This window comes from Aminobacter sp. MET-1 (assembly GCF_026521175.1).
Classification (GTDB): domain Bacteria; phylum Pseudomonadota; class Alphaproteobacteria; order Rhizobiales; family Rhizobiaceae; genus Aminobacter.
Genome location: NZ_JAMSHL010000011.1, coordinates 142,910 through 168,943 on the forward strand (window position 1 = coordinate 142,910; position 26,034 = coordinate 168,943).

The window sequence follows — 26,034 nt, forward strand, 5'->3', positions numbered from 1 at the left end:
GCATGAAGCTAGCCTTTGGACCACGTGCTGTGACGCTTGAAAATCTTCATCATTTGCATAAGCATGACTTATGCAAAGCCTTCGCCACCTTTTGCCCTCGGCAGGTAGCCTGATCATCTTCGAAGCCGCCGGGCGACTGGCGAGCTTCACCGCCGCCGGACGCGAGCTCGGCATGACACAGGCCGCCGTGTCCTATGCGATCCGCGGGCTGGAGGACCAGCTCGGCGCCAAGCTGTTCCAGCGCCGCCACCGACAGGTGCTGCTGACCGAGGCCGGCGAGCGTTTCCATGCCGACGTCACACTCGGCCTGTCGCATATCCGCAAATCGGCGGAGGAATTGAGGGCGCGGGCCGGCGGCATGCATGTGACGCTGTCGGCCTCGACCGCCTTTGCCTCGTTCTGGATGATGCCCAGACTGCAGAAGTTTCGCGACGACCTCCCCGGCATCGACCTGCGCATCCAGACCGCCGACCGCGACCTCGATCTCGTCGCCGAGGGCATTCCGCTCGGCATCAGAGGTGGCGACGCTGCCGACTGGCCGGATTACGAGCTTTTGCCGATCGCCGACGAGGAGGTCTATCCGGTCGCCGGGCCGGCCTATCTGGCGCGCGCCGGCATGCCCAAGACGCCTGCCGAAATCACGTTGCACCACCTGATCCACCTCGAAGAGCCCTACCGCCCGGCCGCGACCTGGAACGAATGGTTCCAGTCGGCCGGCCTCAACGGCGCAGTGGCCAAGCGCGGACTGGTCATCAACGACTACGTGCTTGTCATCCAGGCGGTCATGGAAGGCCAGGGCATCGCGCTCGGCTGGCGCCACCTGACCGACCGGCTGATTGCGGCGGGGCTGCTGGTCCGGCTGTCCGACCATGTCATGACGACGAACAAGGGGTTTCACGTCGCCTGGCCGAAGAATCGTGCCCTTACCGAAAGCGCTGAAAAGGTGCGCGACTGGCTGGCAGCGCAGGCGTGAGTCGGACGCAGCAGGTGCAGCCTCGTCTGCTCTGCCATGCTGCCTTGGCCGCCCAAGCCTATGTCGCCAATTCACTGTGGATGGCCCAGCTCCCCGCAATGCACCTGTCCCAGCCCAACCGAATCCCGCTATAGTCTTCCGATGCCCATTCGCCAGCTTTCCGAAACGATGATCAACCAGATCGCCGCAGGCGAGGTCGTCGAACGACCTGCCAGCGTGGTCAAGGAACTGGTCGAGAATGCGCTCGACGCCGGCGCCGGGCGCATCGAGGTGGCGACCGCGGGCGGCGGGCTCGGGCTGATCCGTGTCGTCGATGACGGGTCCGGCATGCCGGAGGACGAGTTGGCGCTGGCAATCTCGCGCCATTGCACCTCCAAGCTTTCCGACGACATCCACGACATCCGCTCGCTCGGCTTCCGCGGCGAGGCGCTGCCGTCGATCGGCTCGGTGTCGAAACTCACCATCCGCTCGCGCACCAAGGCAGCCGACAGCGGCGCCGAGATTTCGGTCGAGGGCGGCCGCATCGCTGCCGTGCGTCCGGCCCCGAGCAATCGCGGCACGACGGTCGAGGTGCGCGACCTGTTCTACGTCACCCCGGCCCGGCTCAAATTCATGAAGACCGAGCGGGCCGAGGCCACAGCCATCGCCGATACGATCAAGCGCATCGCCATTGCCTTCCCCGCCGTGCGCTTCACGCTGTCGGGTACCGACCGCTCGACGCTCGAGCTTTCGGCCACCGGCGATGACACGGACGGACGGATCGGCCGCATTGCCCAGGTGATGGGAACCGACTTCCCCGACAATTCGATCGCCATCGATGCTGCGCGCGAGAGCGTTCGGCTCGAAGGCCACGTCTCGATCCCGTCCTACACACGCGCCAACGCGCTGCAGCAATATGCCTATGTCAACGGCCGGCCTGTGCGCGACAAGCTGATCGCCTCGGCGATCCGCGGCGCCTATGCCGACGTCTTGCCGCGCGACCGCCATGCGGTGACCGTTCTGTTCCTGACACTCGACCCGGCCTATGTCGACGTCAACGTCCATCCGGCCAAGGCCGACGTGCGCTTCCGTGATCCCGGGCTGGTTCGCGGTCTGATCGTCGGCGCGATCCGCCAGGCATTGGCGAATGCAGGCATCCGGCCGGCAACGACGGGCACGCAGGCGATGATGGGGGCGTTCCGGCCCGGCGGGCCAAGCTATGGCCATCCCGGCCCTTCGGCCAACCACCGCAGCTACAATCCCGAGTTTCGAGCCTCGTCTTCGCCAAGCTTCGGATCCGATTTCCGTGGCGCGCCTGTCGCCGACTACGATGTCGCGCACTCGCCGTTCCGACCGCTCGACACGGGCTTCGCCGAGGCGGTGCAGGCGAGCTTCGACGCCGGGCCGCTGCACAGCGCCGACGCCCGCGCCGGCCAGACGGAAGTGATCGAGGCGCTGTTGCAGACGGAACTGGGCGCCGCCCGCGCGCAGGTGCACGAAAACTACATCGTGGCGCAGACCAGGGATTCGCTTGTCATCGTCGACCAGCACGCAGCACATGAACGGCTGGTCTATGAGGCGCTGAAGAACGCGCTGAACTCACGCCCGATCCCCTCGCAGATGTTGCTTTTGCCCGAGATCGTCGACCTGCCGGAAGAAGACGCCGAGCGGCTGGCGGTGCATTCGGAAATGCTGGCCCGCTTCGGCCTCGGCGTCGAACGTTTCGGCCCAGGGGCTGTCGCCGTGCGTGAGACGCCGGCCATGCTGGGCGAAACCGATGTCGCCCAGCTGGTGCGCGATCTGGCCGATGAGATCGCCGACAGCGACACGGCTGACACGCTGAAGGAACGGTTGCATGCGATCGCCGCCACCATGGCCTGCCATGGCTCGGTGCGATCGGGCCGCAGGCTGCGGCCGGAGGAAATGAACGCGCTGCTGCGCCAGATGGAGGCGACGCCAGGTTCGGGCACCTGCAACCACGGTCGCCCGACCTATATCGAGCTCAAGCTCGCGGACATCGAGAAGCTGTTCGGCCGCCGCTAGATGCTTCACGGCGCCAGGTGTTGTCACCTGACGCCGCAATGGGAGCGTGAAACGGCGGTGTTGACTTGCTCTCAGCGCTTCAGATTGACCAGCACCACGCCTGCCAGCGCCAGCCCACCGCCTGTTATACCGAAGAGGCCAGGGGTCTCGCCGAGCCAGACGAAGCCGATGAGCACGGCCACAGGCGGCACGCAGTACATGAAGTTCGAGGCGCGTGACGCCGGCAAGCGCGACAGGGCCACCGACCAACTGGCATAAGCGATCAGGCTCGGTACGATGCCGAGATAGATGACCGACCAGAACGGCTCGGCGTCGGCAGCCGCCATTTGGGCAATACCGCTGGGCAGCGCCGGCGCGAGGCAGAGTGCGCCGAGGATCATGTTCCATGCCGACACGGTCAGCGGACGATGGCGGCTGAACAGGCGCTTCTGGACGATGCTGTTGATCGATGTGCACAGCGCCGACCCCAGGATCAGCAATGCACCGGTGTTGAAGGTGAGCCCCTGCCCTTCGCCAAGCGCGATTATGCCGATGCCGGTGAACGACAGGAACGTGCCGGCCCATGCCAATGCAGGAAAACGCTCGCCCAGCAGGATCATCGCCAGCACGGCCGTGATGATCGGGTTGACGTTGATGATGAAGCTCGCAGCACCCGCCGACACTGTCATCTCGCCGTAGTTCAGCAGCACCGTGTAGAGCGCGACGAAGATCGCGCCGCCGAAGGCGAAGCGCCAGAGTTCATTCAGCGCCGGTAAGGCCGGTCTCAGGATCATCAGGTAGATCGCCGAGGGGACGGCGGCGATGGCGAAGCGCAGGGCGCCCAGCTCGATCGGCCCTATGGCGCCCAACCCGGCGCGAATGGCCGGAAAGGACGAGGCCCAGCCGACGATCGTCACGACCACAGCGAGGACGGTCACGGCGGAAGGCGCCTGTGTCGGATTCAACGTGCTGGTCTGGACGGTCATGGCTGGGCCTCGTGAGTTCGGGTCTACGATCCAGATTTCGCTCACCCCCAGCTGATTGACAAACGAATAAATCAAGGCTCAGCTGTGAGCATGGATCACAGCTCGGAACCAATGCTGCCGCTCGAAACGTTGCGCGCCTTCCAGGCGGCGGCCCGTGCCGGCAGCTTCTCGGCGGCCGCCGAGAAGCTCAATATGACGCATGGCGCCATCAGCCGGCAGATCGCCAAGCTAGAGGACTGGCTCGGCTTCCGACTGTTCGAGCGCGGTGCCCGGGGTGTGGCGCTGACGGCGGATGGATACCGGCTGCATCTGCGCACCAGCGAGGCCTTCTCTCTGATCTCGGACACCACTGACCGCTGGGTCGAGCCGCGCGGCGCGGCCGTGGTGAGGCTGAGTTCGTTTCCGTCGATTGCCGGGCTGTGGCTGATGCCGCGGCTGGCGGAACTCGAGACCGGCACGCCCAGGCTCAGGGTCGTGCTCGACATCGACATGCGACAGGCGGATCTCGGTGATGATGGCATCGACCTCGCCATCCGCTGCGGTCGCGGCAAGGTTCCCGGACGTGTCTCGACGCAGCTGTTCGAGGAGCACTGTTTCCCCATCGCCTCGCCCGAGCTTGCGGCGCGCATCGGCGATGGCAGCCCTGAACGGCTGCTCGACTTTCCGCTGATCCACGATTCGGACGCGGCGAGCTGGCGCTCATGGCTCGGTGCCTACGGCCTCGACTATCGCCCTCGCCCGCAGGACCGGCGGTTCGAGGACTACAATCTGGTGCTCTCGGCGGCGAGCCACGGCCTCGGCATAGCGCTTGCCCGGCCGCCGCTGACCGAAAACCAACTCAGGGCTGGACACCTCGTCGCCGTCGACAGCCGGCGCGCGCTTAATCCCGTCTCCTACTGGCTCGATCGGCCAGTCGGACGAACGAGAACGGCAGCTGCCGAACTGGCGCGGCGCATCGGCCGTCATGCTAGGCTTGCGCCCGAGACGATCGAACGGTTCCTGTCGGAAGACAGCTAGCTTGACCTCCGACATTTTGTGACCGTAAAAGCCGGGCACAGAGCAGCCTGCCCTTCAGAAAGGGCGAAAAAGACTGTAGATTTCCAGCGATCCGCCGACGATCGCCCCTGAGATCGGCACCAGGAAGTTGAGCGAAAGCCCATGATGAACCGTTTCGAAGGCCCCGGCGCGCGCGAAGCCCGTATCCGCTATCTCGACGGCGATTTCCAGGTGACGAGCCCCGGCTCGTTCGTGCGCTGCGCTGTCACGGGCGAGTCGATCCCGCTCGACGAGCTCAAATACTGGAGCGTGGCGCGCCAGGAGCCCTATCGCGATGCGACGGTTTCGCTGGAACGTGAAATCGAAATGAATCCGGACCTGCGCAAGCGCAAATAAGCGCCGTCAGCCGCCGACCTTCCGGCGCCGCCAGGCTTCGAGCGTCTCGCCGATGATGCGCTCGGGCGCGTTCTCGACGTCGAAGACGGCATCGATCTCGAGCACATTCAGGCTTTCGAGGAATTCCGGCGATGCCGCGCCATGACGCAGCCTTGCCGCGTCCTTGGAGGTGGTGATCAGCTCCAGTTCACCCGCCTGGGCGGCAGCGGCCAGATCGTCCAGCTCGTCCGGCAGGTAGAAATGGTGATCGGCAAAGGTGTTCGCCAGCGCCACCGTGCCACCGGCCTTGGCCAACGTATCGAAGAATTTCTCCGGGTGGCCGATGCCGGCAAAGGCAAGGAAGCGGCGCCCCTTGAACTGCCTCTTGTTGCGCGGACGGGCCGAGGCCGTGAAGATCGGCTTGCCGGCGCGGGCAGCCTTGCGCACAACGGCGTCCGCCTTGTCGCCCTCGCCCATCTTGAGAATGCTGTCGGCGTAGAAAAGCTGGTCCGTCAGCCGCGCTCGCATGGGGCCGCCGGGGATGATGTGGCCGTTGCCAAGGCCATGCCGCGCATCGACCACCACCAATGCGTAGTCGATATGGATGCGCGCGCTCTGGAAGCCGTCGTCCATGATCAGGAAGTTGCAGCCGCGCTCGATGAGCATGCGCGCGCCGGCGGCACGATTGGTCGACACCGCCACCAGCGCGTGTTCGGCCAAAAGCAGCGGCTCGTCGCCGACATGTTTGGCGCTGTCGTGATGGGCGTCGACGATGTGCGGTTCGGCGAAGCTTCCGCCATGGCCGCGCGACAGGAAGCCGGGCACCAGTTGCATGCGCTTGGCCTGCTTGGCGAGCGCTATGGCCACCGGGGTCTTGCCGGTGCCTCCGACGGTGAAGTTGCCAACGCAGAGCACGGGCGCGGGCATCTTCTCGCGCTTGGCCTTCTTCATGCGGCGTCCGGCGACGACACCATAAAGTGCCGAGGCCGGGTAGAGCGCGAAGGCGCGCCAATCCGGCTTTTCCCACCAGAAAGGAGGCGCTTCGCTGGCCATCTCTACCTCCCGCCTGCGCCCTTGAGACGCGACTGAACGATCAGGGGATGAATGAAGGGCTCGAGTGACTTCAGCGTCCGGGCAAGCGCACCGCGCATCTCCTCGACCGTCGAAGCCCCTGCAGCCATCATGTCATGGCGAGCGATCTCGTTGCCGAGCAGGAAGTTGACCGCGCCGGCAAGCATGTCGCGGTCGCGTACGATCTTGGCGCCGCCACGCTCGATCAGCCGCTGATAGGTGTCGCGGAAGTTCTGGACGTTGCGGCCGGCGAGCACGGCGGTGTCGAGCATGGCCGGCTCGAGCGGATTCTGCCCGCCCGTCGAGGTCATCGAGCGCCCGACGAAGGCGATCTCGGTCAGCCGCAGGTAAAGCCCCATCTCGCCGATCGTATCGCCCAACAGGATGTCCGTGTCGGGCATGATGCGGTCGCCGGTGCTGCGCCGCGCCACGTTGAAGCCCATCGTCGCGAACTGCTCGAGCAGCGCAGGAGCCCTTTCAGGGTGACGTGGCACGATGATGGTGAGCAGCCCACGATGGCGGTTGCGCAGCATGGCGTGCACCTCTGCCGCCATGACCTCTTCGCCGTCATGGGTCGAGACCGCGGCCCAGGTCGGGCGGCGGTCGATCTGGCGCTGGACCGCATGCAGGGCGCGTTCGTCGACAGGCGGAGGTGGCGTGTCGACCTTGAGATTTCCGGAAACGGTCACCGGGCGGGCGCCGAGCGCGCGGAACCTCTCGCCATCGACCTCGGACTGCGCCACGACATGCGCCATGTTCTCGAACAAGGCCTCGGCAATGAAGGAGCGCTTCTTCCACGACTTGAACGAACGGTCCGACAGGCGTCCATTGACGAGGATCTGCGGCACGCGACGTGCGCCGAGTTCCAGGATCGTCATCGGCCAGATCTCGGATTCGGCGATGATCGCCAGGTCGGGATGCCAGTGGTCGAGGAAACGGCTCACCGCCGGCTTGAGGTCGAGCGGGACATATTGGTGGATGACGCGCCCACCGAGCCGCTCATCGGCAACCTGGGCCGAGGTCACGGTGCCGGTGGTCAGAACGATGTTGATGCCAAAGTCGAGGATGGACTCGATCAGCGGCACCACGGCAATGGTTTCGCCGACGCTGGCCGCATGGAACCAGATCAGCGGCCCTTCCGGGCGCTCGCGGCTGGCTACGCCATAGCGCTCGCGGCGGCGATTCTTGTCTTCCTTGCCCTTGGAGGCGCGCCAAGCAACGTAACCGCCGACCATTGGATAGGCAGCAGCGCCCGCATAACGGTAGGCTCCCAGTATCGTGCGGGCCCAGCGTTCGCTCATTTGTCGCTGTCCACCATGCGGTATGCCTGCTCGGTGGCGTAGTTGATGGCGGCCGTCAGTTCCTGACGCTTGCGCTCCATTTCGGCATCGTCAGCATCGGCAGGAACCTCGATCAACGGCGCCAGGAAAATAGCGCAGCGGCCGAATGGCAGGTTGATGGTGGTCTTATCCCAGCTCTTCTCCAGCACCTTGCGACGACTGGTGGCGATGGCTGCGGGCGCAATCGGGCGGCCGGACAAGCGCGCCAGAAGCACGATGCCCATGCCCGCGTCGCGCGGCGTGCCATGCGGAATGTCGGCGATCATGCAGACGTTCTTGCCTGCCTCGAGCGCTTTCTTGAGGCCGATCAAGGCAGTCGCGCCACCTTTTTCAACGCGCTTGGCGTCGCGGCCGCCGGAGCCGCGCACGGCCTCGATGCCGAACTTGTTGATGACAAGCGCATTCAACTCGGCGTCGGCACTGCGCGAGACCATGGCGACGAGGCCGCGTTGGCTCGGATACAGTGCCGGGGCCAAAAGATGCTGTCCGTGCCAGAGCCCGATGATCAGCGGCTCGCTGTCGGCATAGTCGCCGCCTGCGAGTTCGAACGAGCCCTTCGCGTAAGGGTTGGTCAGCTTGATGAAGCGCAGCGCACCTGCAAACAGGCTCGCAATCGCGCCCTTGGCAAAGCGCGACTTGGCGAGTGGTTCGCGAATGCGGCGCCAGAAACTCTTGGTCGCCGACTTGGCACGCTTCTTCTTCGCCGCAGGCCTCACGGCCGGCGACGCCATGCGGGACCGCTCCATCAGTTGCCGGCCGCCTTCGCGTCCGGCTCCAGCAGCCTGTGCAGATGCACGACGAAATAGCGCATATGCGCGTTGTCGACGCTCGCCTGGGCCTTGGCCTTCCACGCCAGTTCGGCCGACTTGTAGTCGGGGTAGATGCCGACGATGTCGAGCGCGTCGAGGTCGCGGAATTCCGTGCCGCCGAGCGTCTTCAGCTCGCCGCCGAATACCAGGTGCAAAAGCTGCTTCTTACCGTCTTCTTCGGCCATCTCAGTCCTTGATTCATCATATGCGGGGTCCGCCTGATCTAGACCAAAGCGGGCCGTTTTGGAACAGTTTCCAGTTTCTATTGCCCGTCGTGGGCTGCGATCACCTCGGCCATGGCGTCGAGCAGTTCGCCACTGCCGGCCATCAGCGCCCCATGGACGATTTTCTCGCCAGCAAAGGCAGGCAAGTGCCCGCTGCTGTCAAGCAGCCGGCCGCCTGCTTCGCTCAATATAAGCTCGGCGGCGGCAATGTCCCAGTCATGCGCGTTGGGCTTGACGAAGGTGGCGTCCAGCGCGCCGCTGGCAATCTTGGCGACGCGATAGGCAAGCGAAGGAATGTAGGCCTCGCGGTCGAGCCTGACCTGCCACTCCTCGGGCAGTCGGTCGATCATCGGCTTGGGCCCGGCGATGCTGAGCCGTTCACCGGCAGCACGAACAGCAATCCGGCGGCCATTGAGCCAGGCGCCGCCACCCGATGTCGCCCAATAGGTCTCTTCACGCGCCGGACATTCGAGCACACCAACCAGCGAGCGGCCATTCTCGACCACCGCGGCACTGACGCACCAGGCGGTCCTGCCCTCGACAAAGCCGCGCGTGCCATCGATGGGATCGACGACGAAGGTGCGGCGGGCTTTCAGGCGGTCGAGACTGTCGGCGGTCTCTTCCGACAGCCAGCCATAATCGGGCCTCGCCGCCATCAGCGTTTCGCGCAGGTAGCGGTCGGCGGCATAATCGGCTTCGCTGACCGGCGAGTTGCCGCCCTTGAACCACACTTCCGGGCTCTGGCGGAAATAGCGCATGGCGATACGACCCGCCTCGGCTGCCGCATCGCGCAGCAGTTCGAGGTCGGCAAGGATGTCGGCTTTGTCTGCGATCTCAGTTTCCGGCAAGGGTCATGCCTTCGATCAGCAGGGTCGGCGCCGCCGTGCCATAGTTGCGATCGAGGTCGCTTGCCGGCACCATGCGCAGGAACATGTCCTTCAGGTTGGAGGCGATCGTCACCTCCGACACCGGCCAGGCAAGCTCGCCATTCTCGATCCAGAAACCCGAAGCACCACGGCTGTATTCGCCGGTCACCATATCGACGCCCTGGCCGAAGACCTCGGTCACGTAGAAGCCGCTCTTCAGCGAACGGATCAGCTCCTCGGGCGACCTGTCGCCGGGCTCGATGGAGAAATTGGTCGAAGACGGCGAAACAGACGAGCCACCACGAACGCCGCGGCCGTTGGTGACGAGACCGAGTTCGCGGGCCGCCGACGTCGACAGGAACCAGTGATTGAGCACGCCGTTCTCGACCATCTTCAGCGTCGAGCCCTCGACGCCCTCGCCGTCGAAGGGACGCGATGCCTGGCCACGGCGCTTCAGCGGTTCGTCGACTGCCGTGATTGCGGCAGATGCCACCTGCTTGCCCATCATGTCGCGCAGGAAGCTGGTCTTGCGGGCAACCGACGCACCGTTGATCGCGCCGGCAAGATGGCCGGCGATGCCACGGGCAACGCGCGGATCGAAGACGACATCGACCGGGCCGGTGGCCGCCTTGCGCGCGTTCAGTCGCTTGACAGCGCGCTCACCTGCCTTGCGGCCGATTTCATCGGCGGCGTCCAGATCGGCAAAATGGGGACGCGAGGAATATTCATAGTCGCGCTCCATGGCCGTGCCCTCGCCGGCAATGACGCTGGCAGAGCGTGAAAAGCGCGAGCCGACATAATGGCCGACGAAGCCATGCGACGTCGCAAGCACCATGCCGCCCAGTCCGGAGGCCGCGCCCGCTCCGGACGAATTGGTGACGCCCTTGACGGCGAGAGCGGCTTCCTCGGCCGCAAGCGCATCTTCCTTGAGCTGCTCGGCGGAAACCACAGTTGCATCGAACAGGTCGAGATCGACCTGCGACTTGGCCAACTGCGACGCATCGGCCAGTCCCTGGAAAGGATCTTCAGGCGACACCCTGGCCATGGCCACCGCACGCTCGGCCAACGTCTTCGGGTCAGACGAAGCGTTGGCGGAGACACTCGCCACCCGCTTGCCAATGAAGACGCGGAGCGAAACATCCTCGCTCTCGGACGATTCGGTGCCCTCGACCTTGCCGAGACGCACCGAAACACTGGTGGAGCGTCCACGCACCGCCACCGCATCGGCTGCGTCGGCACCGGCTCTTTTTGCAGCCTCGACGAGGCTCGCCACCCGGTCGGCCAATTTCGCGGCGTCGTTGGTATCGTTCATGAGCGTGTTCCGATTGCTTGCGGCTCTTCCGGCACCCGGGGCGCGCGGCCTGTACCACCCATCTATTGTCCCTGACCGCCTTGTGCAATGGGCGGACGCGTGATCAAACGGCCTCGCAGCGGCTTCTCGCCGTCGAAATCATTGGGAAATCAGCATGTCCAGTCAGCCGCAGGCCGCAATGCCGGCCAAATTCACCACCGGTTCGACCATGCGACACGTCATCGTGATGACGGCGACCGGTTCGGTGGGGCTGATCGCCATCTTCATCGTCGACGCGCTGAACCTGTTCTACATTTCCATGCTCGGCATCGAGGAATTGGCTGCAGCCGTCGGTTTTGCTTCGACACTGCTGTTTTTCACCGTCTCGATTTCGATAGGCTTCACCATCGCCTGCGGCGCGCTCGTTGCCCGCTGCCTCGGGCGCGGCCAGCGCGACGAAGCCGCGCGCATGGGCGGCGCCTCGATGGTGTTCATGGGGCTAGCCACGCTTCTGGTCACGGTCGCTACGATGCCGTTCCTGCGCCCGCTGCTTTCGATGCTGGGCGCAACAGGGGCGACACTCGATCTCTCCACCCGCTTCCTGCAGATCGTCATGCCGTCTTTCCCGATCATGGCGCTCGGCATGTGCGCCACAGGCATCCTGCGTGGCGTCGGCGACGCACGCCGGGCCATGTATGTGACGCTCGGCGCCGGCGTCGCCGCGGCGATCTTCGACCCGCTACTGATCTTCGGCTTCGATCTCGGTCTCGACGGCGCGGCCATTTCCACCGCTCTTTCGCGCTGCGTGATGCTCGCCATCGGGCTTCATGGCGCCCACGTCGTGCACAAGTTGATCAAGCTGCCTGACCTGACCGAACTGCGTGCGGCGGTGAAGCCCTTCTTCGCCATCGGCCTGCCGGCGATGTTGACGCAGGTCGCCACCCCCGTCGGCAACGCCTTCGTGACAATCGAGATCGCCGCCTTCGGCGACCAGGCGGTGGCCGGTTGGGCGATCATCGGCCGGCTGGTGCCGGTCGCTTTCGGCGTCATCTTCGCGCTGTCCGGCGCGGTCGGGCCGATCCTCGGGCAGAACTACGGCGCGCGCAAATTCGATCGCCTGACATCTACCATGCGCGACAGCCTGCTCTTCACCATCGGCTACGTGCTTGTGGTCTGGGCATTGCTCGCCGCCTTCGCCCATCCCATTGCCAGCGCCTTCGGCGTGCATGGCGTGGCGCGCGATCTGGTCGTGTTCTTCTGCCTCTTTGCTGCCGGCAGCTTCCTGTTCAACGGCGCGATCTTCGTGTCGAGTGCTGCCTTCAACAATCTCGGCTATCCGACCTATTCGACCGTCTTCAACTGGGGCCGCTCGACACTTGGAGTCATGCCCTTCGTCTGGGTTGGCGCGCATTACTGGGGCGCGACCGGCGTCATCGCCGGCTGGGGCCTTGGCGCCGTGGTCTTCGGCGTCGTGTCGATGCTGGTCTGCTTCCGCGTGGTGCGGGCGATCGCCAGTGAGCCGATGCATGTGGAAGAGCCGGTGCCCGCGCCGCCGCCGGCAGCACAGTCGCCCTTCTCCACAGGCAAGGCCTCGACCCTGCAGTAGTCGCTACTGCAGGATTTCGTCCACGGCGCGCTTGAGTTCGTCCTTGAGCGCCACCGTCTCGGCCATGACCTGGTCGATCTTGAGGAAATCAAGCGCCCGGAAGCGGGAAACCGGGGGTCTGAGGAAGATGTCCGGCTGGCTCTGGCTCAGCTTGTTGGCAATGATCGACTGCATCATCAGCTGCGTTGCGCCGAACATCAGATCGATGGAATTGGGCATCTTGCGGCCGTTTTCGAACGGCGCGCCAACGACGTCGATGGCGATGATGTGGTCGGCCAGGCCATCGAGCAGGTCGAACGGCACCGGATTGTAGATGCCGCCGTCGATATAGAGCGTGTTGCCACGCGTCACCGGCTTGAAGACCGCAGGAATGGCCGCCGATGCAGCGAGCGCCGAAAACAGGTCGCCCTGGTCGAACACCGCGAGGCTGTGGCCGAAGTAGTCGGTTCCGGTGACCTTGAGCGGTATCTTCAGCTCCTCGAATGTCGAAGGCACCGACTCCGGCAGGAATGCCTTGACGATACGTTCGACATTGAACTGGGTGACCCGGATACCGCTTTCGACCATTTCCGACAGCGTGCCGGGACGTGCCCGCCACATGCGCGACGCCAACTCGGAGGCGCTGCCGAGCGCGCGCCGCGAATGTTCGTGAATCTCCTTGCCGGTCATGCCGGCGGCCATGCCGGCACCCATGATGGCGCCGATCGACGACCCGGCTATTGCGACCGGCTTGATGCCGAGTTCATCCAGCGCCTCGATGACATGGATATGAGCGAGCCCGCGCGCGCCGCCGCCCCCCAAGGCGAGTGCGAAAGTGTTGCTCAACCCTTGCCCTCCGCAGCCATGGGACCGAGGATCATCACCGCAGGATCGACCGACAGGAGCTTGCGTGCAACTGCCTTCACCTGGTCGAGCGTGACCGAATTGATGATGTCGATACGGCGCTGCATATAGTCGATGCCGAGCTTGTCCACCTGGAGATCGACCAAGGTTCCGGCAATCGCGCTGGAAGAATCCAGATTGTTGATGGCGTAGGCGCCGAGAAGATACTTCTTGGCGGCATCGAGTTCGGCCTGCGTCGGCCCGTCCTCCGCCATCTTGCGGATGACGTCGCGCATCACGCCGAGCGTTTCGGCGGAGCGGTCCGAGCGGGTCGCAGTCGAGACAACCAGCGATGACGCGTACTTCTGGTTGATCAGGGCCGAGCTGACGCTGTAGGCCAGCCCGCGCTTCTCGCGCACCTCATCGAACAGGCGGGACGAGAATGTGCCGCCGCCGAGAATCTGGTCCATCAGCGCGGCAGCCATGAAGTCAGGCTCCTCGCGCGGAACGCCCGGATAGACAAGCTGAAGCGACGTCTGCGGCAACGGATACTTGACATGCATCTGCTGGCCGAGCTTGGGTTCGACCTTCTGGACCGGCTTGAGCGCTGACTTTTCGGGCAGGTCGCCAAAAAGCTCATCCAGCCTCTTCTTCAGCGTGTCGGCGTCGATGGCGCCGACGACGGCAACACGGAGATTGTCGCGGGCAAAATTGGCCTTGTGGAAGGCAACCAGATCGTCGGCAGTGATCGTCGCCAGCGACTTCTCGGTGCCCATATCCGGGCGGGCATAGGGGTGATCGGTGTAGATCGCCTCGGCCCATTTGCGCGCGGCCTGCGTCTCGGGATCTCGTGCATTCGCAACGATACCGGAGACGACCTGGGCGCGGATACGATCGATCGGCGCCTGGTCGAAGCGCGGTGTCTCCACCGCCAGCTTCAGAAGCTCGAAGGCTTCGTCCTGTCGGTCTGCGAGCATCCGCATCGCGCCGCCGACTGCGTCGTTGCTCTCGTTGAAGCTCATTTCCGCGCCGGCTTCGTCGAGTTTGGTCTGGAAGGTGTTGCTGTCGAGGTCGCCGGCACCTTCGTCGAACAGACCGGTCATCAGATTGGCGAGACCTTCCTTGCCGGCGGGGTCCTGCGAACTGCCACCGTCGAAGCGGAAACGGATCGCGATGATCGGCACCGAGTAATCTTCCACCAGCCAGGCGGTGATGCCCTTTGCAGATGTCACCTCCTGAATGCGGACCTCGGCGCGCGCCGCCACCACTGCCGGCAGGACCAGAAACACCATCGCCAGTGTCAAGGTCGTTGCCGAAACGAAGAGCCTGAAACGCATTGCCATGAACGTGCTCATCGGGTCACTTCTCTGCCGTATCAGCCGGCAGCAGATAGCCGGCGACCGAATGGTCGGGATTGAGGTACTTTGCGGCAACCGCCTTGACCTGTTCAGCGGTGACCGCGCGGATGCGCTCTGGCCAGCGCTCAATGTCGGCAACCGTGCCACCGGTTGCCAGCGTGCTGCCATAGATGTTGGCCATGCTCGACTGATTGTCACGGGCAAAGATCATGGCGCGGACAAAACGGTCCTTGGCCTTGTCCAGTTCGTCCCTGGTGACGCCGTCATTGATGATACGATGGATTTCAACATCGATCGCGGCCTCGACCTGTTCGAGCCCCTCCTCGCCGCGCGGTGCGCCGAAAACGCCGAAGCTTGTTTCGCCCACCATCGTGCCCTCGAAATAGGCGCCCGCCGATGAGGCTATGCCGTCCTTGACCACCAGGCTCTGGTAAAGCCGGCTGCGGTTGCCGCCGCCGAGGATTTCGGACAGGACGTCAAGCGCCTCGGCCTCGCCGTCCTTCGCCGTCTGGTAGGACGGCACGACCCACGCCTTCGAGAAGCTCGGCACCGACACGCGCTCGTCCTTCAGCTCGACCGTGCGCTTGGTGTTCTGCTCGGGCTCGGCGGGACGCACGCGCGGCGGCAGATCCGGTCCGCGAGCGATCTTACCATAAGTCTTCTCGGCCAGCGCCTTGACCGCTTCCGGCTCGACATCGCCCGCCACGATCAGGATCGCGTTATTGGGCGCATAGTACTTGTTGTAAAACTCGGTCGCATCGGTGCGGTTGAGCTTCTCGATCTCGTTCATCCAGCCGATGACAGGGAAACGGTAGGGCTCGTTCTGGAAGAGAGTCGCGTCGACCTCCTCGCTGAGCAGCGCGCCGGGATTGCTGTCGATGCGCGAACGGCGCTCCTCGAGGATCACGTCGCGCTCGGGCCCGATCACCGCGTCTGTCAGCACGAGATTGCGCATGCGGTCGGCCTCGTAGCTCATCATGGTTTCGAGCGCGGCAGGCGTAACCGTCTGGTGATAGGCCGTGTAATCGTAAGTGGTGAAGGCATTTTCGCTGCCGCCGATCTCGGCCACCTTCTGGCCGAACTCGCCCGCCTTGTGATTAGTCGTGCCCTTGAACATCAGATGTTCGAAGAAATGGGCGATGCCGGACTTGCCGGGCGCTTCGTCGGCACTGCCGACCTTGTACCAGACCATGTGGGTGACGATCGGAGCGCGATGGTCGGGAATGACCACGACCTGCATGCCATTATCAAGAGTGTAGCTGGAGACGGCCCATTCCTTGCTGGGCGCCTCCGCCAACGCCGGCGCTGTCCAGGCCAGGCCAAGAGCGAGTGCCGCCGGCAGCGAGCCTTTCGCTCGCATGAATCCGAATATCATCGATTGCCTCTGAATATGGACGCGCTCGCCTTATAGGCTCCGTCGAAATGCGGCGGGAAGTGAATTGTTGGTAATCTTCGCCGCCGAAAAAGGCCGAAGTCAGGCGCAATGGCTATTCGGCTTCGATGAAGCGAACCACGGTTTCGCCATAAGAGCGTTCGTCGACGACCGAAAAGCCCGGGCCGGGCTCGAAAGCAACCGAAGCCGTTTCCTCGACGACGCAAAGCGCGCGCGGCGCCAGCCAGCCGCCGGCGCGGGCCGAGCGCAGGGCACGTTCGCCAAGTCCCTTGCCATAGGGCGGATCGGCAAAGACGAGGCCGAACGGCCCCAGCGTGCCGGCGTCACCAAGGCCAGTTGCATCGCGGCGAAAGATCTTGGTGCGGCCTGTCAGCCCGAAGGTCTCGACATTGGTGCGGATCAGGCCGCGCCCCTCGGCCGTTTCCTCGATGAAGACGCAGTAGGACGCGCCGCGCGACAGCGCCTCGATGCCGAGCGCACCTGTGCCGGCAAAGAGGTCGAGCACCCGCGCGCCTTCGAGCCGATCGCCGAAACGGTGCGCGAGCACATTGAAGACGGCCTCGCGCGCCCTGTCGGTCGTCGGACGGATGGCGTGATCGCGCGGCGTGGCCAGAGCCCGGCCGCGCAATTCACCGCCGACTACGCGCATCAGCCGCGGCCCTTGCGCGGACCACCAGGCTTGCCGCCACGCGGTACGCCGCCGGCCGGCCTGTCGCCTCTGGGCTTGTCAAAGCGCGGCTTGTCGGAGCGCGGCCTGGCCGCGGCGTCAGCCTTGGCCTTTTCGCTCTGCGGACGTGCGCCCGGCGCCATCCAGACATTGGCCTTGCGTGCGCCGGGGGTTTCGAACGGCTTCTTCTCGCGCTCGTCGCCCTTCTTGCCGCCGAACTTTGGACGATCGCCAAAGCTGGGCTTGTCGCCAAATTTGGGCTTATCACCAAACTTGGGCTTGTCGCTGAACCTTGGCTTGTCACCAAATCCAGGCTTGTCGCCGAAGCTGGGGCGCTCGGTCGACAGGCGGCCCAGCACCTCCTCACGGTGACGCTCGCGATCGCGCTTGCGGTTCTTGATCAGGCCGCCCTCGCCGATGTCGAGACGGGCGGCACGCGGCGCGCGCGGCGCATCGTCGTCGCGACGTTCCTCGCGGCGGAACGTCGGTTTGTTGGAGAAAGGCTTGACGATGTCGGCGTCGAAATTGGCACCCGACTCCTCGATCAGACGCTCGCCGAGCTGGTCTCGCAGCATCTTGCCCTTGATCTCCTGGACGTGGCCTTCCGGCAGCTCGCCGAGCTGGAAGGGGCCGTAGGAGATGCGGATGAGGCGGTTTACCTCGAGGCCGAGCGCACCGAGGATGTTCTTGACCTCGCGGTTCTTGCCTTCGCGCAGGCCAATGGTGATCCAGGCGTTGGAGCCCTGCTCGCGATCGAGCGTCGCTTCGACCGAACCGTAGAAGATGCCATCGATGGCAATGCCATCCTTGAGCTCGTCGAGCTGCTTCTGCTCGATCTTGCCGTGAACGCGCACGCGATAGCGGCGCAGCCAGCCGGTTGCCGGCAGCTCGAGCACGCGCGACAGCCCGCCGTCATTGGTGAGCAGCAGCAGGCCCTCGGTGTTGATGTCGAGACGGCCGATGGTCATCAGGCGCGGCAGTTCGGCTGGCAGAACGTCGAAGACGGTCTTGCGGCCTTCCGGGTCGCGATTGGTTGTCACCACGCCGGCCGGCTTGTGGAACAGGAACAGCCGGGTGCGCTCGATCGGCGGAATCTCGGTACCGTCGAGGAAGATGACATCGTCGGGCATCACGTTGAACGCCGGCGACGAGAGCACCTTGCCGTTGACCTTGATGCGGCCGGCGGCGATCAGCTCCTCGGCATCGCGACGCGAGGCGATGCCGGCGCGCGCCAGGCGCTTGGCAATGCGCTCGCCCGGCTCCGCTGCGTCCTCGGCACCGCGCGAACGCGGCTTGAATCCATCTGCCTTGGGGCGGTGGTCGCCATCGGGGCGCGGACGGAACGCCCTCGCCTCGCCGTCGCGCTTTTCGTAGGGCCTGCCCTCGGGGCGCGGCCCCTTGCGGAACGGACGGTCGCCGCCTTCAGCGCGAGCTTCGCCGTCGCGCGGGCGGAATTCGCGGTGCGGACGGTCGCCGCCTTCAGCGGGACGCGGACGATAAGGCTTGTCGCCACCAAAGGAACGGCCGCCCTCGCGCTTCTCATAAGGCTTGCCTTCGGGACGCGGGCCCTTGCGGAACGGACGCTCGCCGCCCTCGGCGCGAGCTTCGCCGTCGCGCGGACGGAATTCGCGATGCGGACGCTCGCCACCTTCCGTCGGACGCGGACGATAAGGCTTATCGCCACCAAAGGAGCGGCCGCCCTCGCGCTTCTCATAGGGCCTGCCCTCGGGACGCGGGCCCTTGCGGAACGGGCGCTCGCCGCCCTCAGCGCGAGCTTCGCCGTCGCGCGGGCGGAACTCGCGGTGCGGGCGCTCGCCCCCCTCAGCTGTACGCGCACGATAGGGCCTGTCGCCGCCTTCACGCTTCTCGTAGGGCTTGCCCTCGGGGCGTGGCCCCTTGCGGAACTGTGCCGACGAGCGCTCGGGACGTCCCTCGCCGTCGCGCGGCCGGAAGTCGCGCTTCGGACGCTCACCGCCCTCAGCACCTTCAGCACGCTTCACGAACGGCTTCTTGGCGAAGGGCTTGCCGCCGCCTTCGCTGCGCGGCTTGCCGAATTTCTTGGGTCCCGCATCGCGGCTGCCTGCGCCGCCAGGCTTCGAGCCGCCCTTGCGCGGGAATTTCTTTCGATCGTCGTCCATGGTGGCCTTTGCCCTTTTCGGCGGCTAGATAACAGGAAGCTAAGGGGTTAGCGAGGGGTAACAGGATGGTTGAGGCGTGAAACGACCGGACTTCATGGCGCAGGCCTTCGCCGAAGCCGAGGCAGCAGCCGCGCGCGGCGAGGTCCCGATCGGCGCAGTGATCGTGCGCGGCACCGAAATTGTTGCACGTGCCGGCAACCGCACCCGCGAACTCAACGACGCCACAGCACACGCAGAGATACTGGCGATCCGCGAAGCGTGTGAGCGGCTCGGCCAGGAGCGGCTCACCGGGCTGGACCTTTACGTGACGCTCGAGCCCTGCACGATGTGCGCCGCCGCGATCTCGTTTGCCCGCCTGCGCCGGCTCTATTTCGGCGCGGCTGATGACAAGGGCGGCGCGGTGGTCAGCGGCGTCCGCTTCTACACCTCCCCGACCTGCCATCACGCGCCAGACGTCTATGCCGGCATCGGCGAAACACGCGCCTCCGAGATGCTTAAGGGCTTCTTCAAGGACCGGCGCGAGGACTAGTCGCCTTCCAAAAACGACAACGCCCTGAACCAGTCAGGGCGTTCGCTCAGTCTGCACATGCAGTCCGGATCAGAACGGCCACCAGCTGCTGCCCTTCTGGGCGAGCTTCTTCTTGCGGCGTTCCTTCTTGATCTCGTCTTCACCGAGCTCGTCCTGGGCCGCAGTCGCCGCAGCCTGGCGATAGGCCAGCGGCGGCTCGCTGAGATATTTGCGGGTCGTGGTGCTGCCCTGCTTGTTCTCACGCAAACGACGCTCGATCTCGATCTTGCGCTGGGCCGGCGTCCACTTGCTCATATCGGGGCCGTTCAGCGACGCCATGTCGTTGATGACCTGTGGCTCGAAATTCGGATTGTCGCGATTCTTGGTTGCGTCGTCGCGAATGCGGGCGCGGCGCGCCTCAGGCGATTCGGGCCAGTCGGCACTTGCAGTGGTGACGATATTGTCCTGCGGTGCCGGCAGTGCAGCAGCCGTCCCGGTTTTCGGCTTCACCAGATCGGGGCGCGGCTTGTACTCGATGTTGTTGGTCTTCGGCTTCAGCGACACGATGTTGGTCAGGTCGGACGCAAGCTGCTCGGTAGCGCTCTTGTCAGTACCGTAGGTCGGCGAGCTCACGCAGCCCGACAGCGCCAGGCCGGAAACGGCGAGCGACGCAAACAAAGCTGCGCGCGCGCTGATGCGGTCCGTCATGCCATTGATTTTCACTCGAACGCCTCTCGCTAGATGCCGGCTGATGCCGGGTCCCCGATCCGTCTTGCTCATCCGACGGAATTCCGGCGACAATTTGTCTGCCGGAGTTTTGCGCTTTTACCTTAACGACCGGTCAAGGGCAACGACCGGAGGGCGATCACCACCCGGTCGTTGCATTTTCGTCACCGGCTACAGCCGGCCGAGCCGCTGCAACTCGTGCAGGGCAACTGCGTCACGCGCCGATACGTCAGCGAAAGCGGCGTCCGAACCGACATCGTCGGTATAGCGCCAGGAGCGCGCGCACTTCACGAGCCCGCGGCCTTCCGCCTTTTCGACCACGACAGCCACGCCAGGAACCTCGCGGAGGGCGAAGGCATCGGCAGGTGCGTCGTCATGCGAGATGACGAGATCGCTGGTGATGCTGATTTCGGCCAGGTCGATGCCGGCGAGAGCCTCTTCAAGCGCAGGATCGCTCATGTAGACGACCGGAACAGCCTCCAGCGACGAGCCGATGGTCTTCTTGGCACGCTCGAGCTCCAGGGCGCCTGTCACAACGCTGCGAACATGGCGGATCTTGCGCCACTTCTCTGCCAGCGCCTCGTCGCGCCAGGCAGCCGGCACGTCGGGGAACTGCTCGAGATGCACAGACTCGACCTCAGGATGGCGCTCCAACCATGCCTCTTCGGTGGTGAAGGGCAGCATCGGCGCCAGCCATTTGACCAGGCAGTTGAACAGCTCGCGCACGACGTGGACGGCAGCCTTGCGACGCACGCTCGACGGAGCGTCGCAATAGAGCACGTCCTTGCGGATGTCGAAGTAGAAAGCCGAGAGCTCGACGACCATGAAGTCGATCAGCGCACGGGTGATGCGCTTGAACTCAAAGTCGTCATAACCCTTGCGAACCAGTGCATCGAGTTCGGAGAGCCGGTGCAGCATCAGCCGCTCCAGTTCCGGCATCTCTGCCAGCGCTATCTCCTCGCCGTCGTCATGGGCGAGCGTGCCGAGCATCCAGCGGATGGTGTTGCGCAGCTTGCGATAGGCGTCGATGTTGGTCTGCAGCACGTTCTTGCCGAGGCGCTGGTCTTCCCAATAGTCCGTGGTCATGACCCACAGGCGCAGGATGTCGGCGCCCGACTGCTTCATGACGTCCTGCGGCACGACCGTGTTGCCGAGCGACTTGGACATTTTGCGGCCTTCCTCGTCCATGGTGAAGCCATGGGTGACGACCGTGTTGTAGGGCGCGCGGCCACGCGTGCCGCAGCTTTCGAGCAACGACGAGTGGAACCAGCCACGATGCTGGTCCGAGCCCTCAAGGTAGACATCGGCCGGCCACTTCATGTCAGGACGGTCTTCCAGCGTGAACACATGCGTCGAGCCCGAGTCGAACCAGACGTCGAGGATGTCCATCACCTGCGTCCACGGCTCGTTGGCGCGCGAACCCAGGAAGCGCTCGCGCGCGCCCTCGGCGAACCAGGCGTCGGCGCCCTCGGCTTCGAAGGCCTCGACGATACGGGCATTGACCGCCTCGTCTTTCAGCACCTTGCCGTCGGCGTCCGCAAAGATGGCGATCGGCACGCCCCAGGCGCGCTGGCGCGACAGCACCCAGTCGGGGCGATCCTCGATCATCGCGCGCAAACGGGTCTGGCCGGCTGACGGCACGAAGCGCGTGTCGTCGATGGCCTGGAGCGCGCGGCTACGCAGCGTCGTGCCATCGCCCAATTGCTTGTCCATGTAGACGAACCACTGCGGCGTGTTGCGGAAGATGATGGGTTTCTTCGAACGCCAGCTGTGCGGATAGCTGTGTTTGAGACGGCCACGCGCAAACAGCGCTCCGCGCTTGATCAGTTCTTCGATCACCGCCTTGTTGGCGTCGCCCTTCTTGCCATGGTCGTCGATGACGCGGGCTGCCCCACCTTCGCGATCGGGACCGAAGCCGGGAGCGTCCTTGGTCAGGAAGCCGGCATCGTCGACGGTGAAGGGGATCGCAGGATCGATGCCGCGCTTCTCGAGTTCGGCAACCGCATCCATCCACGCATCGAAATCCTCGCGGCCGTGGCCGGGCGCGGTGTGCACGAAGCCGGTGCCGGCGTCGTCGGTGACATGGCCGCCAGACAGCATCGGAACCGGGAATTCATAGCCCCCGCCAAGGCCTTCGAGCGGATGCGAAAGCACAAGCTTTCCAAGCTCTTCACCAGAGATACTGCGAAGCTGATTCAAAGTGACCTTGGCCTTGGTCGCAGCTTCTTCGGCAAGCGCTTCGGCAAAGATCAGCTTTTCACCCGGCTGTGGGCCGAAGTCGTTCTCGGCGGCGGTGACCTCGTAGAGACCGTAGGCGACGCGCGTCGAATAGGCGACCGCACGGTTGCCAGGGATGGTCCAGGGCGTGGTCGTCCAGATGACGACATTCGCACCGGCCAGAGCATCCGAGCCAGATGCCACCGGGAACTTCACCCAGATCGTGTCGCTCTCGTAGTCCTGATACTCGACTTCGGCCTCGGCGAGTGCCGTGCGCTCGACCACCGACCACATCACCGGCTTGGAGCCGCGATACAGCTGGCCCGACATGGCGAACTTCAACAGTTCGCCGGCGATGCGCGCCTCGGCGTGGAAGTTCATGGTCGTGTAGGGGTTCTTGAAATCGCCGACGACGCCGAGCCGCTGGAACTCGGCTGCCTGAACGCCAATCCAGCCCGCGGCGAATTCACGACATTCCTTGCGGAACTCGTTGATCTCGACCTCGTCCTTGTTCTTGCCGGCGGCGCGATACTTCTCCTCGATCTTCCACTCGATCGGCAGGCCGTGGCAGTCCCAGCCCGGCACGTAGTTCGAGTCGTAGCCGCGCATCTGGAACGAGCGGGTGATGACGTCCTTGAGGATCTTGTTCAGCGCATGGCCGATGTGGATGTTGCCGTTGGCGTAGGGCGGGCCATCGTGCAGGACATACTTCTCACGGCCGGCCGCGCTCTCGCGCAGGCGCTTGTAGAGGTCCATTTTCTGCCAGCGGGCGACCGTCACCGGCTCCTTCTCCGGCAGGCCGGCGCGCATCGGAAACTCCGTCTGCGGCAGGTAAAGGGTCTTGGAATAGTCGATCTTTGCGGACGTATCGGTCATCTGTCTTGCCATCGCCTTGCCCGGCAATCTTGCCACGGGCTCAAACTGTCATGATCTGGAAAATGGCGCCATGCGGCGCACAAGCAAAGTCGTCCCGGACTTGCGGACGCGTCAACGCGCCCGGAAGGCCGGGCCCGTAATTCGTATGGCAATCGCGAAGACGGGCGCCAGAAATCTCATGGCCGCGCTTTTAGCGGAGGCGAGGCGCGGAATAAAGCGTCTAATTCGCCGAAATCAAAGGTTGAAGTCGAAGCGGTAGCTTGTCGACACGCCGATGGTCAGCTGATCGCGCGAGCCGCGCTCCTTGACGATGGAAGAATCGGCAGCAGGCCCCATCAGCCGCGCATATTCACCGAACAAGCTGGCCGTGATGTTGTCGGTCGCTTTCCAGGTAATCGCGCCGCCGACGCCAGCCGACCTCATGCCGCCGCCAGGCTTGTATTCGCTGAGCCCGGAATCGACTGCTTCCTGCGCATTGACGCCATAATAGGCGTCGAAATAATCCGCCGTGGCGAAGGACGCGCGCGGGCCACCGGAAACACGGATGGCCGGTGTCACGTCATGGAAGGCGTCGACCGAAATGTCGGCAACGACGCCGTTGTGCGAGCGGATCCCGTGGCGCACCTCGGCGCGGGCGCGCATCCAGTCGGTGGGATAGAATTCGAAGAAACCGCCGACCTCACCGCCCCACTTGACGTCATGCAGGCCCTGCAACTCGTCCTTGGCGTCGCGGCCGAAGATGATCTTACCGCTCAGGCCGGCGCGGATGCCGCCATCGTCGATCAAGGCGAGTGAGATGTTGTCGTTGCGCGAGGAGAAACGTGTCTCGCTGCCGGCCTTGCCGAGCGAGATGATGGGCACGGCACTCAGCATGTATTTCTTCGAGCCTTCGAAGCTCGGGGCAACCATGCCGGTGGCGCCGACAGTGAGATACCAGTCGCCCTTCATCCAGCCGAAAGCGCCGCCCTCGCCTGCCGACGCAGGAACAGCAGACAAGGCAAGCACGGAGGCTGCCGCCGAAATACGAGCGAAAGTAACCATCACAACCCCGCGTACACGAAACATATCAGTCAGGACACCCCCGGGTTTGGCGCAAGTTCGGTAAAATTTGATTTAAATTCTTGATCTGGCGCAAGGTTTGGCCGGTTGCAAACGCATGAGAATGCTGGACGGACTCAACTGCCGGTACTAGCGTTCATGCGTGGCTTGCGGCCATGCATAGATGACAGGCAACTTTTGAAGGAGAAGGACCGATGGCAATTTCCGATCAAATGCCCGGCGGCGACGTCGCTGCGTTGCGCTCCAAATGGGGCTGGTTCGTCCTGTTGGGCGTTGCACTCCTGGTGCTCGGCGTGATTGCCGCCGGCAACCTTCTGGTAGCGACGGCAGCTTCGATCTTCTTCGTCGGAACGATGATGATCATTGGCGGCATCGTCGAGATCGTCCACGCCTTTGGCGTGAAGGGCTGGGGCACCTTCTTCTGGTGGCTGCTCAGCGGCATCCTGTATGTCGTTGCCGGTTACCTGGCCTTCGCCAACCCGGTGCTTGCGGCAGGCGTCATGACGCTCTTCCTCGCCATCAGCCTGATTGCATCCGGGCTCGTGCGCATCTGGATCGGCTTCAGCGGACGTGGCGTCGAGGGCTGGGGCTGGGTCATCGCCGGCGGCATCATCACCGTGCTTGCCGGCCTGATCATCGCCAGCGGCTGGCCGGTCAACAGCCTGTGGATCCTTGGCCTGTTCCTGGCCATCGACCTGATCTTCCAGGGTGTGACCTATATCGGCTTCGGCTTCGGCCTGAGGCGCACCTAGAAGGCGATGGCCCGATCCAGTTCCGAGAGAGGGCGCACGGCAGACAACAGCGCCCTCGCCTCGGCCTCGTCCAGCTTCATCTGGGCGACCAGCGGGTCGAGGCCATCGAATTTGATCTCGCCCCTGAGGTAACCGAAGAACGACACCGAGGCGATCTCGCCATAGAGATCCCCCGAGAAATCGAAGACGAAAGTCTCGAGCAGTGGCGCGAGATTGTCGCCGACCGTGGGACGGCGGCCGAAGCTCGCCACGCCGTCATGAAGCGTGCCGTCGGCACGGCGAAAACGGACGGCATAGATGCCCTCTTTCAGCGTGGTCTCCGGCGAAAGCTGCATGTTGGCGGTCGGAAAGCCCAGCGTGCGGCCGAGCTGCGCGCCGCCAACCACCTCGGCCTCGACCGTATAGCGGTAGCCGAGCAAGCCCGCAGCCTCCGCCGCCTCGCCTTGGGTCAGCAATTCGCGAATGCGGCTCGAAGAAACGATCTCGGCGCCTTCGTCGCGGAAAGCATCGACCAGCGTCACGCCAAAGCCGTGGCGCTCGCCCGATTCCATCAGGAAGGCCGGGCCGCCCTGACGGTTCTTGCCGAAATGGAAATCGAAACCGGTGACGACATGGCTGATGCCGAGCTGGTCCTGCAATATGGCCGTAACGAAATCCTCGGCCGACTGGCTCGAAAACGCGCGCGTGAACGGCCGTTCGATGACGCCGTCGAAGCCAAGCGCCTCGATGAGGCGCGCCTTCACATGCGGCGGCGTCAGCACAAACAGCGGAACGTTGGGGCGGAACACTTTTCGCGGATGCGGCTCGAAGGTAAGCACCAGCGCCGGAACGCCCCGGCGACGTGCTTCTTCAAGGGCGCGCTCCAACACGGCCTGATGGCCGCGGTGGATACCGTCGAAATTGCCGATGGCAACGACCCCGCCGCGCAGCCGTGCCGGGACCGGTTCCTCGCCAGAAACGCGCAGAAAAGCCTCTGCCAT

Annotated in this window: 23 protein-coding genes; 7 read left to right on the forward strand and 16 right to left on the reverse strand. The window is 64.5% G+C overall.

The features are described from left to right. Nucleotides 1–70 precede the first annotated feature (70 nt). Nucleotides 71–973, forward strand: coding sequence for a LysR substrate-binding domain-containing protein (locus NDO48_RS16845; RefSeq protein WP_018427211.1), 903 nt, complete (start codon nt 71–73; stop codon nt 971–973). 141 nt (nt 974–1,114) lie between these two features. Then, entirely contained in the window at nt 1,115–2,995 is a 1,881-nt protein-coding gene (mutL, locus tag NDO48_RS16850) for a DNA mismatch repair endonuclease MutL (protein WP_018427210.1), read from the forward strand. Nucleotides 2,996–3,066: 71 nt separating this feature from the next. Here mutL and NDO48_RS16855 read toward each other — a convergent pair whose 3' ends face one another. After that, complete coding sequence (locus tag NDO48_RS16855) at nt 3,067–3,960, reverse strand: DMT family transporter (protein ID WP_018427209.1); 894 nt, start codon at nt 3,958–3,960, stop codon at nt 3,067–3,069. Nucleotides 3,961–4,050: 90 nt separating this feature from the next. On the opposite strand from NDO48_RS16855, the gene NDO48_RS16860 reads away from it, so the two are divergent. Beyond that, nucleotides 4,051–4,977: a LysR substrate-binding domain-containing protein gene (locus tag NDO48_RS16860; RefSeq protein ID WP_018427208.1), complete on the forward strand. Its 927-nt coding sequence runs from the start codon at nt 4,051–4,053 to the stop codon at nt 4,975–4,977. A 141-nt stretch (nt 4,978–5,118) separates the two neighbouring features. After that, nucleotides 5,119–5,352 carry a DUF2093 domain-containing protein gene (locus NDO48_RS16865; RefSeq protein ID WP_267321822.1) on the forward strand — a complete coding sequence of 78 codons (234 nt, stop codon included), beginning with the start codon at nt 5,119–5,121 and terminating at the stop codon, nt 5,350–5,352. Nucleotides 5,353–5,358: 6 nt separating this feature from the next. On the opposite strand, the gene lpxK is transcribed toward NDO48_RS16865, so the two are convergent. The 6 genes from lpxK to NDO48_RS16895 all read right to left on the reverse strand — a co-directional run bounded on the left by lpxK (nt 5,359) and on the right by NDO48_RS16895 (nt 10,953). Continuing rightward, nucleotides 5,359–6,384, reverse strand: a complete 1,026-nt coding sequence (lpxK, locus tag NDO48_RS16870; protein ID WP_018427206.1) for a tetraacyldisaccharide 4'-kinase — start codon at nt 6,382–6,384, stop codon at nt 5,359–5,361. 2 nt (nt 6,385–6,386) lie between these two features. After that, nucleotides 6,387–7,703, reverse strand: a complete 1,317-nt coding sequence (waaA, locus tag NDO48_RS16875) for a lipid IV(A) 3-deoxy-D-manno-octulosonic acid transferase (RefSeq protein WP_267321823.1) — start codon at nt 7,701–7,703, stop codon at nt 6,387–6,389. Next, nucleotides 7,700–8,488, reverse strand: a complete 789-nt coding sequence (locus NDO48_RS16880; protein ID WP_416377207.1) for a lysophospholipid acyltransferase family protein — start codon at nt 8,486–8,488, stop codon at nt 7,700–7,702. Before NDO48_RS16880 ends, waaA begins: the two co-directional genes overlap by 4 nt. Next, nucleotides 8,488–8,736, reverse strand: coding sequence for a DUF4170 domain-containing protein (locus NDO48_RS16885; protein ID WP_018427203.1), 249 nt, complete (start codon nt 8,734–8,736; stop codon nt 8,488–8,490). The genes NDO48_RS16880 and NDO48_RS16885 overlap by 1 nt, the downstream gene beginning before the upstream one ends. 77 nt (nt 8,737–8,813) lie before the next feature. Continuing rightward, nucleotides 8,814–9,623: a 3'(2'),5'-bisphosphate nucleotidase CysQ gene (locus NDO48_RS16890; protein ID WP_267321825.1), complete on the reverse strand. Its 810-nt coding sequence runs from the start codon at nt 9,621–9,623 to the stop codon at nt 8,814–8,816. Beyond that, nucleotides 9,610–10,953 (reverse strand): TldD/PmbA family protein, encoded by a 1,344-nt coding sequence (locus tag NDO48_RS16895; protein WP_267321826.1) that lies wholly within the window; start codon nt 10,951–10,953, stop codon nt 9,610–9,612. Before NDO48_RS16895 ends, NDO48_RS16890 begins: the two co-directional genes overlap by 14 nt. A gap of 154 nt (nt 10,954–11,107) precedes the next feature. Between NDO48_RS16895 and NDO48_RS16900 the strand changes: the two genes are divergently transcribed. Continuing rightward, a complete protein-coding gene (locus NDO48_RS16900; RefSeq protein WP_267321827.1) occupies nt 11,108–12,538 on the forward strand; it encodes an MATE family efflux transporter in 1,431 nt (476 codons plus the stop codon). A 3-nt stretch (nt 12,539–12,541) separates the two neighbouring features. Here the strand turns inward: NDO48_RS16900 and NDO48_RS16905 are convergent, their stop codons facing one another. From NDO48_RS16905 to NDO48_RS16925, 5 genes are all read right to left on the reverse strand, one after another. Further along, the gene (locus NDO48_RS16905; RefSeq protein ID WP_267321828.1) at nt 12,542–13,363 is read right to left on the reverse strand and encodes a patatin-like phospholipase family protein; all 822 of its coding nucleotides are present in this window, start codon (nt 13,361–13,363) and stop codon (nt 12,542–12,544) included. Next, nucleotides 13,360–14,715 carry a M16 family metallopeptidase gene (locus tag NDO48_RS16910; protein WP_267321829.1) on the reverse strand — a complete coding sequence of 452 codons (1,356 nt, stop codon included), beginning with the start codon at nt 14,713–14,715 and terminating at the stop codon, nt 13,360–13,362. The genes NDO48_RS16905 and NDO48_RS16910 overlap by 4 nt, the downstream gene beginning before the upstream one ends. Before the next feature lie 4 nt (nt 14,716–14,719). Continuing rightward, nucleotides 14,720–16,093 carry a M16 family metallopeptidase gene (locus NDO48_RS16915; protein ID WP_267321830.1) on the reverse strand — a complete coding sequence of 458 codons (1,374 nt, stop codon included), beginning with the start codon at nt 16,091–16,093 and terminating at the stop codon, nt 14,720–14,722. Between the two features lie 112 nt (nt 16,094–16,205). Further along, nucleotides 16,206–16,760, reverse strand: a complete 555-nt coding sequence (rsmD, locus tag NDO48_RS16920; RefSeq protein WP_018427196.1) for a 16S rRNA (guanine(966)-N(2))-methyltransferase RsmD — start codon at nt 16,758–16,760, stop codon at nt 16,206–16,208. Next, nucleotides 16,760–18,916, reverse strand: coding sequence for a pseudouridine synthase (locus tag NDO48_RS16925; protein WP_267321831.1), 2,157 nt, complete (start codon nt 18,914–18,916; stop codon nt 16,760–16,762). Before NDO48_RS16925 ends, rsmD begins: the two co-directional genes overlap by 1 nt. Before the next feature lie 76 nt (nt 18,917–18,992). Between NDO48_RS16925 and NDO48_RS16930 the strand changes: the two genes are divergently transcribed. Then, the gene (locus NDO48_RS16930) at nt 18,993–19,445 is read left to right on the forward strand and encodes a nucleoside deaminase (RefSeq protein WP_267321832.1); all 453 of its coding nucleotides are present in this window, start codon (nt 18,993–18,995) and stop codon (nt 19,443–19,445) included. Between the two features lie 69 nt (nt 19,446–19,514). Here NDO48_RS16930 and NDO48_RS16935 read toward each other — a convergent pair whose 3' ends face one another. The 3 genes from NDO48_RS16935 to NDO48_RS16945 form a co-directional block, all read right to left on the reverse strand. Continuing rightward, nucleotides 19,515–20,132: a hypothetical protein gene (locus NDO48_RS16935; RefSeq protein WP_026227021.1), complete on the reverse strand. Its 618-nt coding sequence runs from the start codon at nt 20,130–20,132 to the stop codon at nt 19,515–19,517. 189 nt (nt 20,133–20,321) lie between these two features. Further along, complete coding sequence (gene ileS / locus NDO48_RS16940) at nt 20,322–23,243, reverse strand: isoleucine--tRNA ligase (protein WP_267321833.1); 2,922 nt, start codon at nt 23,241–23,243, stop codon at nt 20,322–20,324. A gap of 234 nt (nt 23,244–23,477) precedes the next feature. Then, complete coding sequence (locus NDO48_RS16945) at nt 23,478–24,284, reverse strand: MipA/OmpV family protein (protein WP_267321834.1); 807 nt, start codon at nt 24,282–24,284, stop codon at nt 23,478–23,480. Between the two features lie 212 nt (nt 24,285–24,496). On the opposite strand from NDO48_RS16945, the gene NDO48_RS16950 reads away from it, so the two are divergent. Further along, nucleotides 24,497–25,054 carry an HdeD family acid-resistance protein gene (locus tag NDO48_RS16950; RefSeq protein ID WP_051091897.1) on the forward strand — a complete coding sequence of 186 codons (558 nt, stop codon included), beginning with the start codon at nt 24,497–24,499 and terminating at the stop codon, nt 25,052–25,054. Here NDO48_RS16950 and NDO48_RS16955 read toward each other — a convergent pair. Next, entirely contained in the window at nt 25,051–26,034 is a 984-nt protein-coding gene (locus NDO48_RS16955; RefSeq protein ID WP_267321835.1) for a bifunctional riboflavin kinase/FAD synthetase, read from the reverse strand. The genes NDO48_RS16950 and NDO48_RS16955 overlap by 4 nt on opposite strands.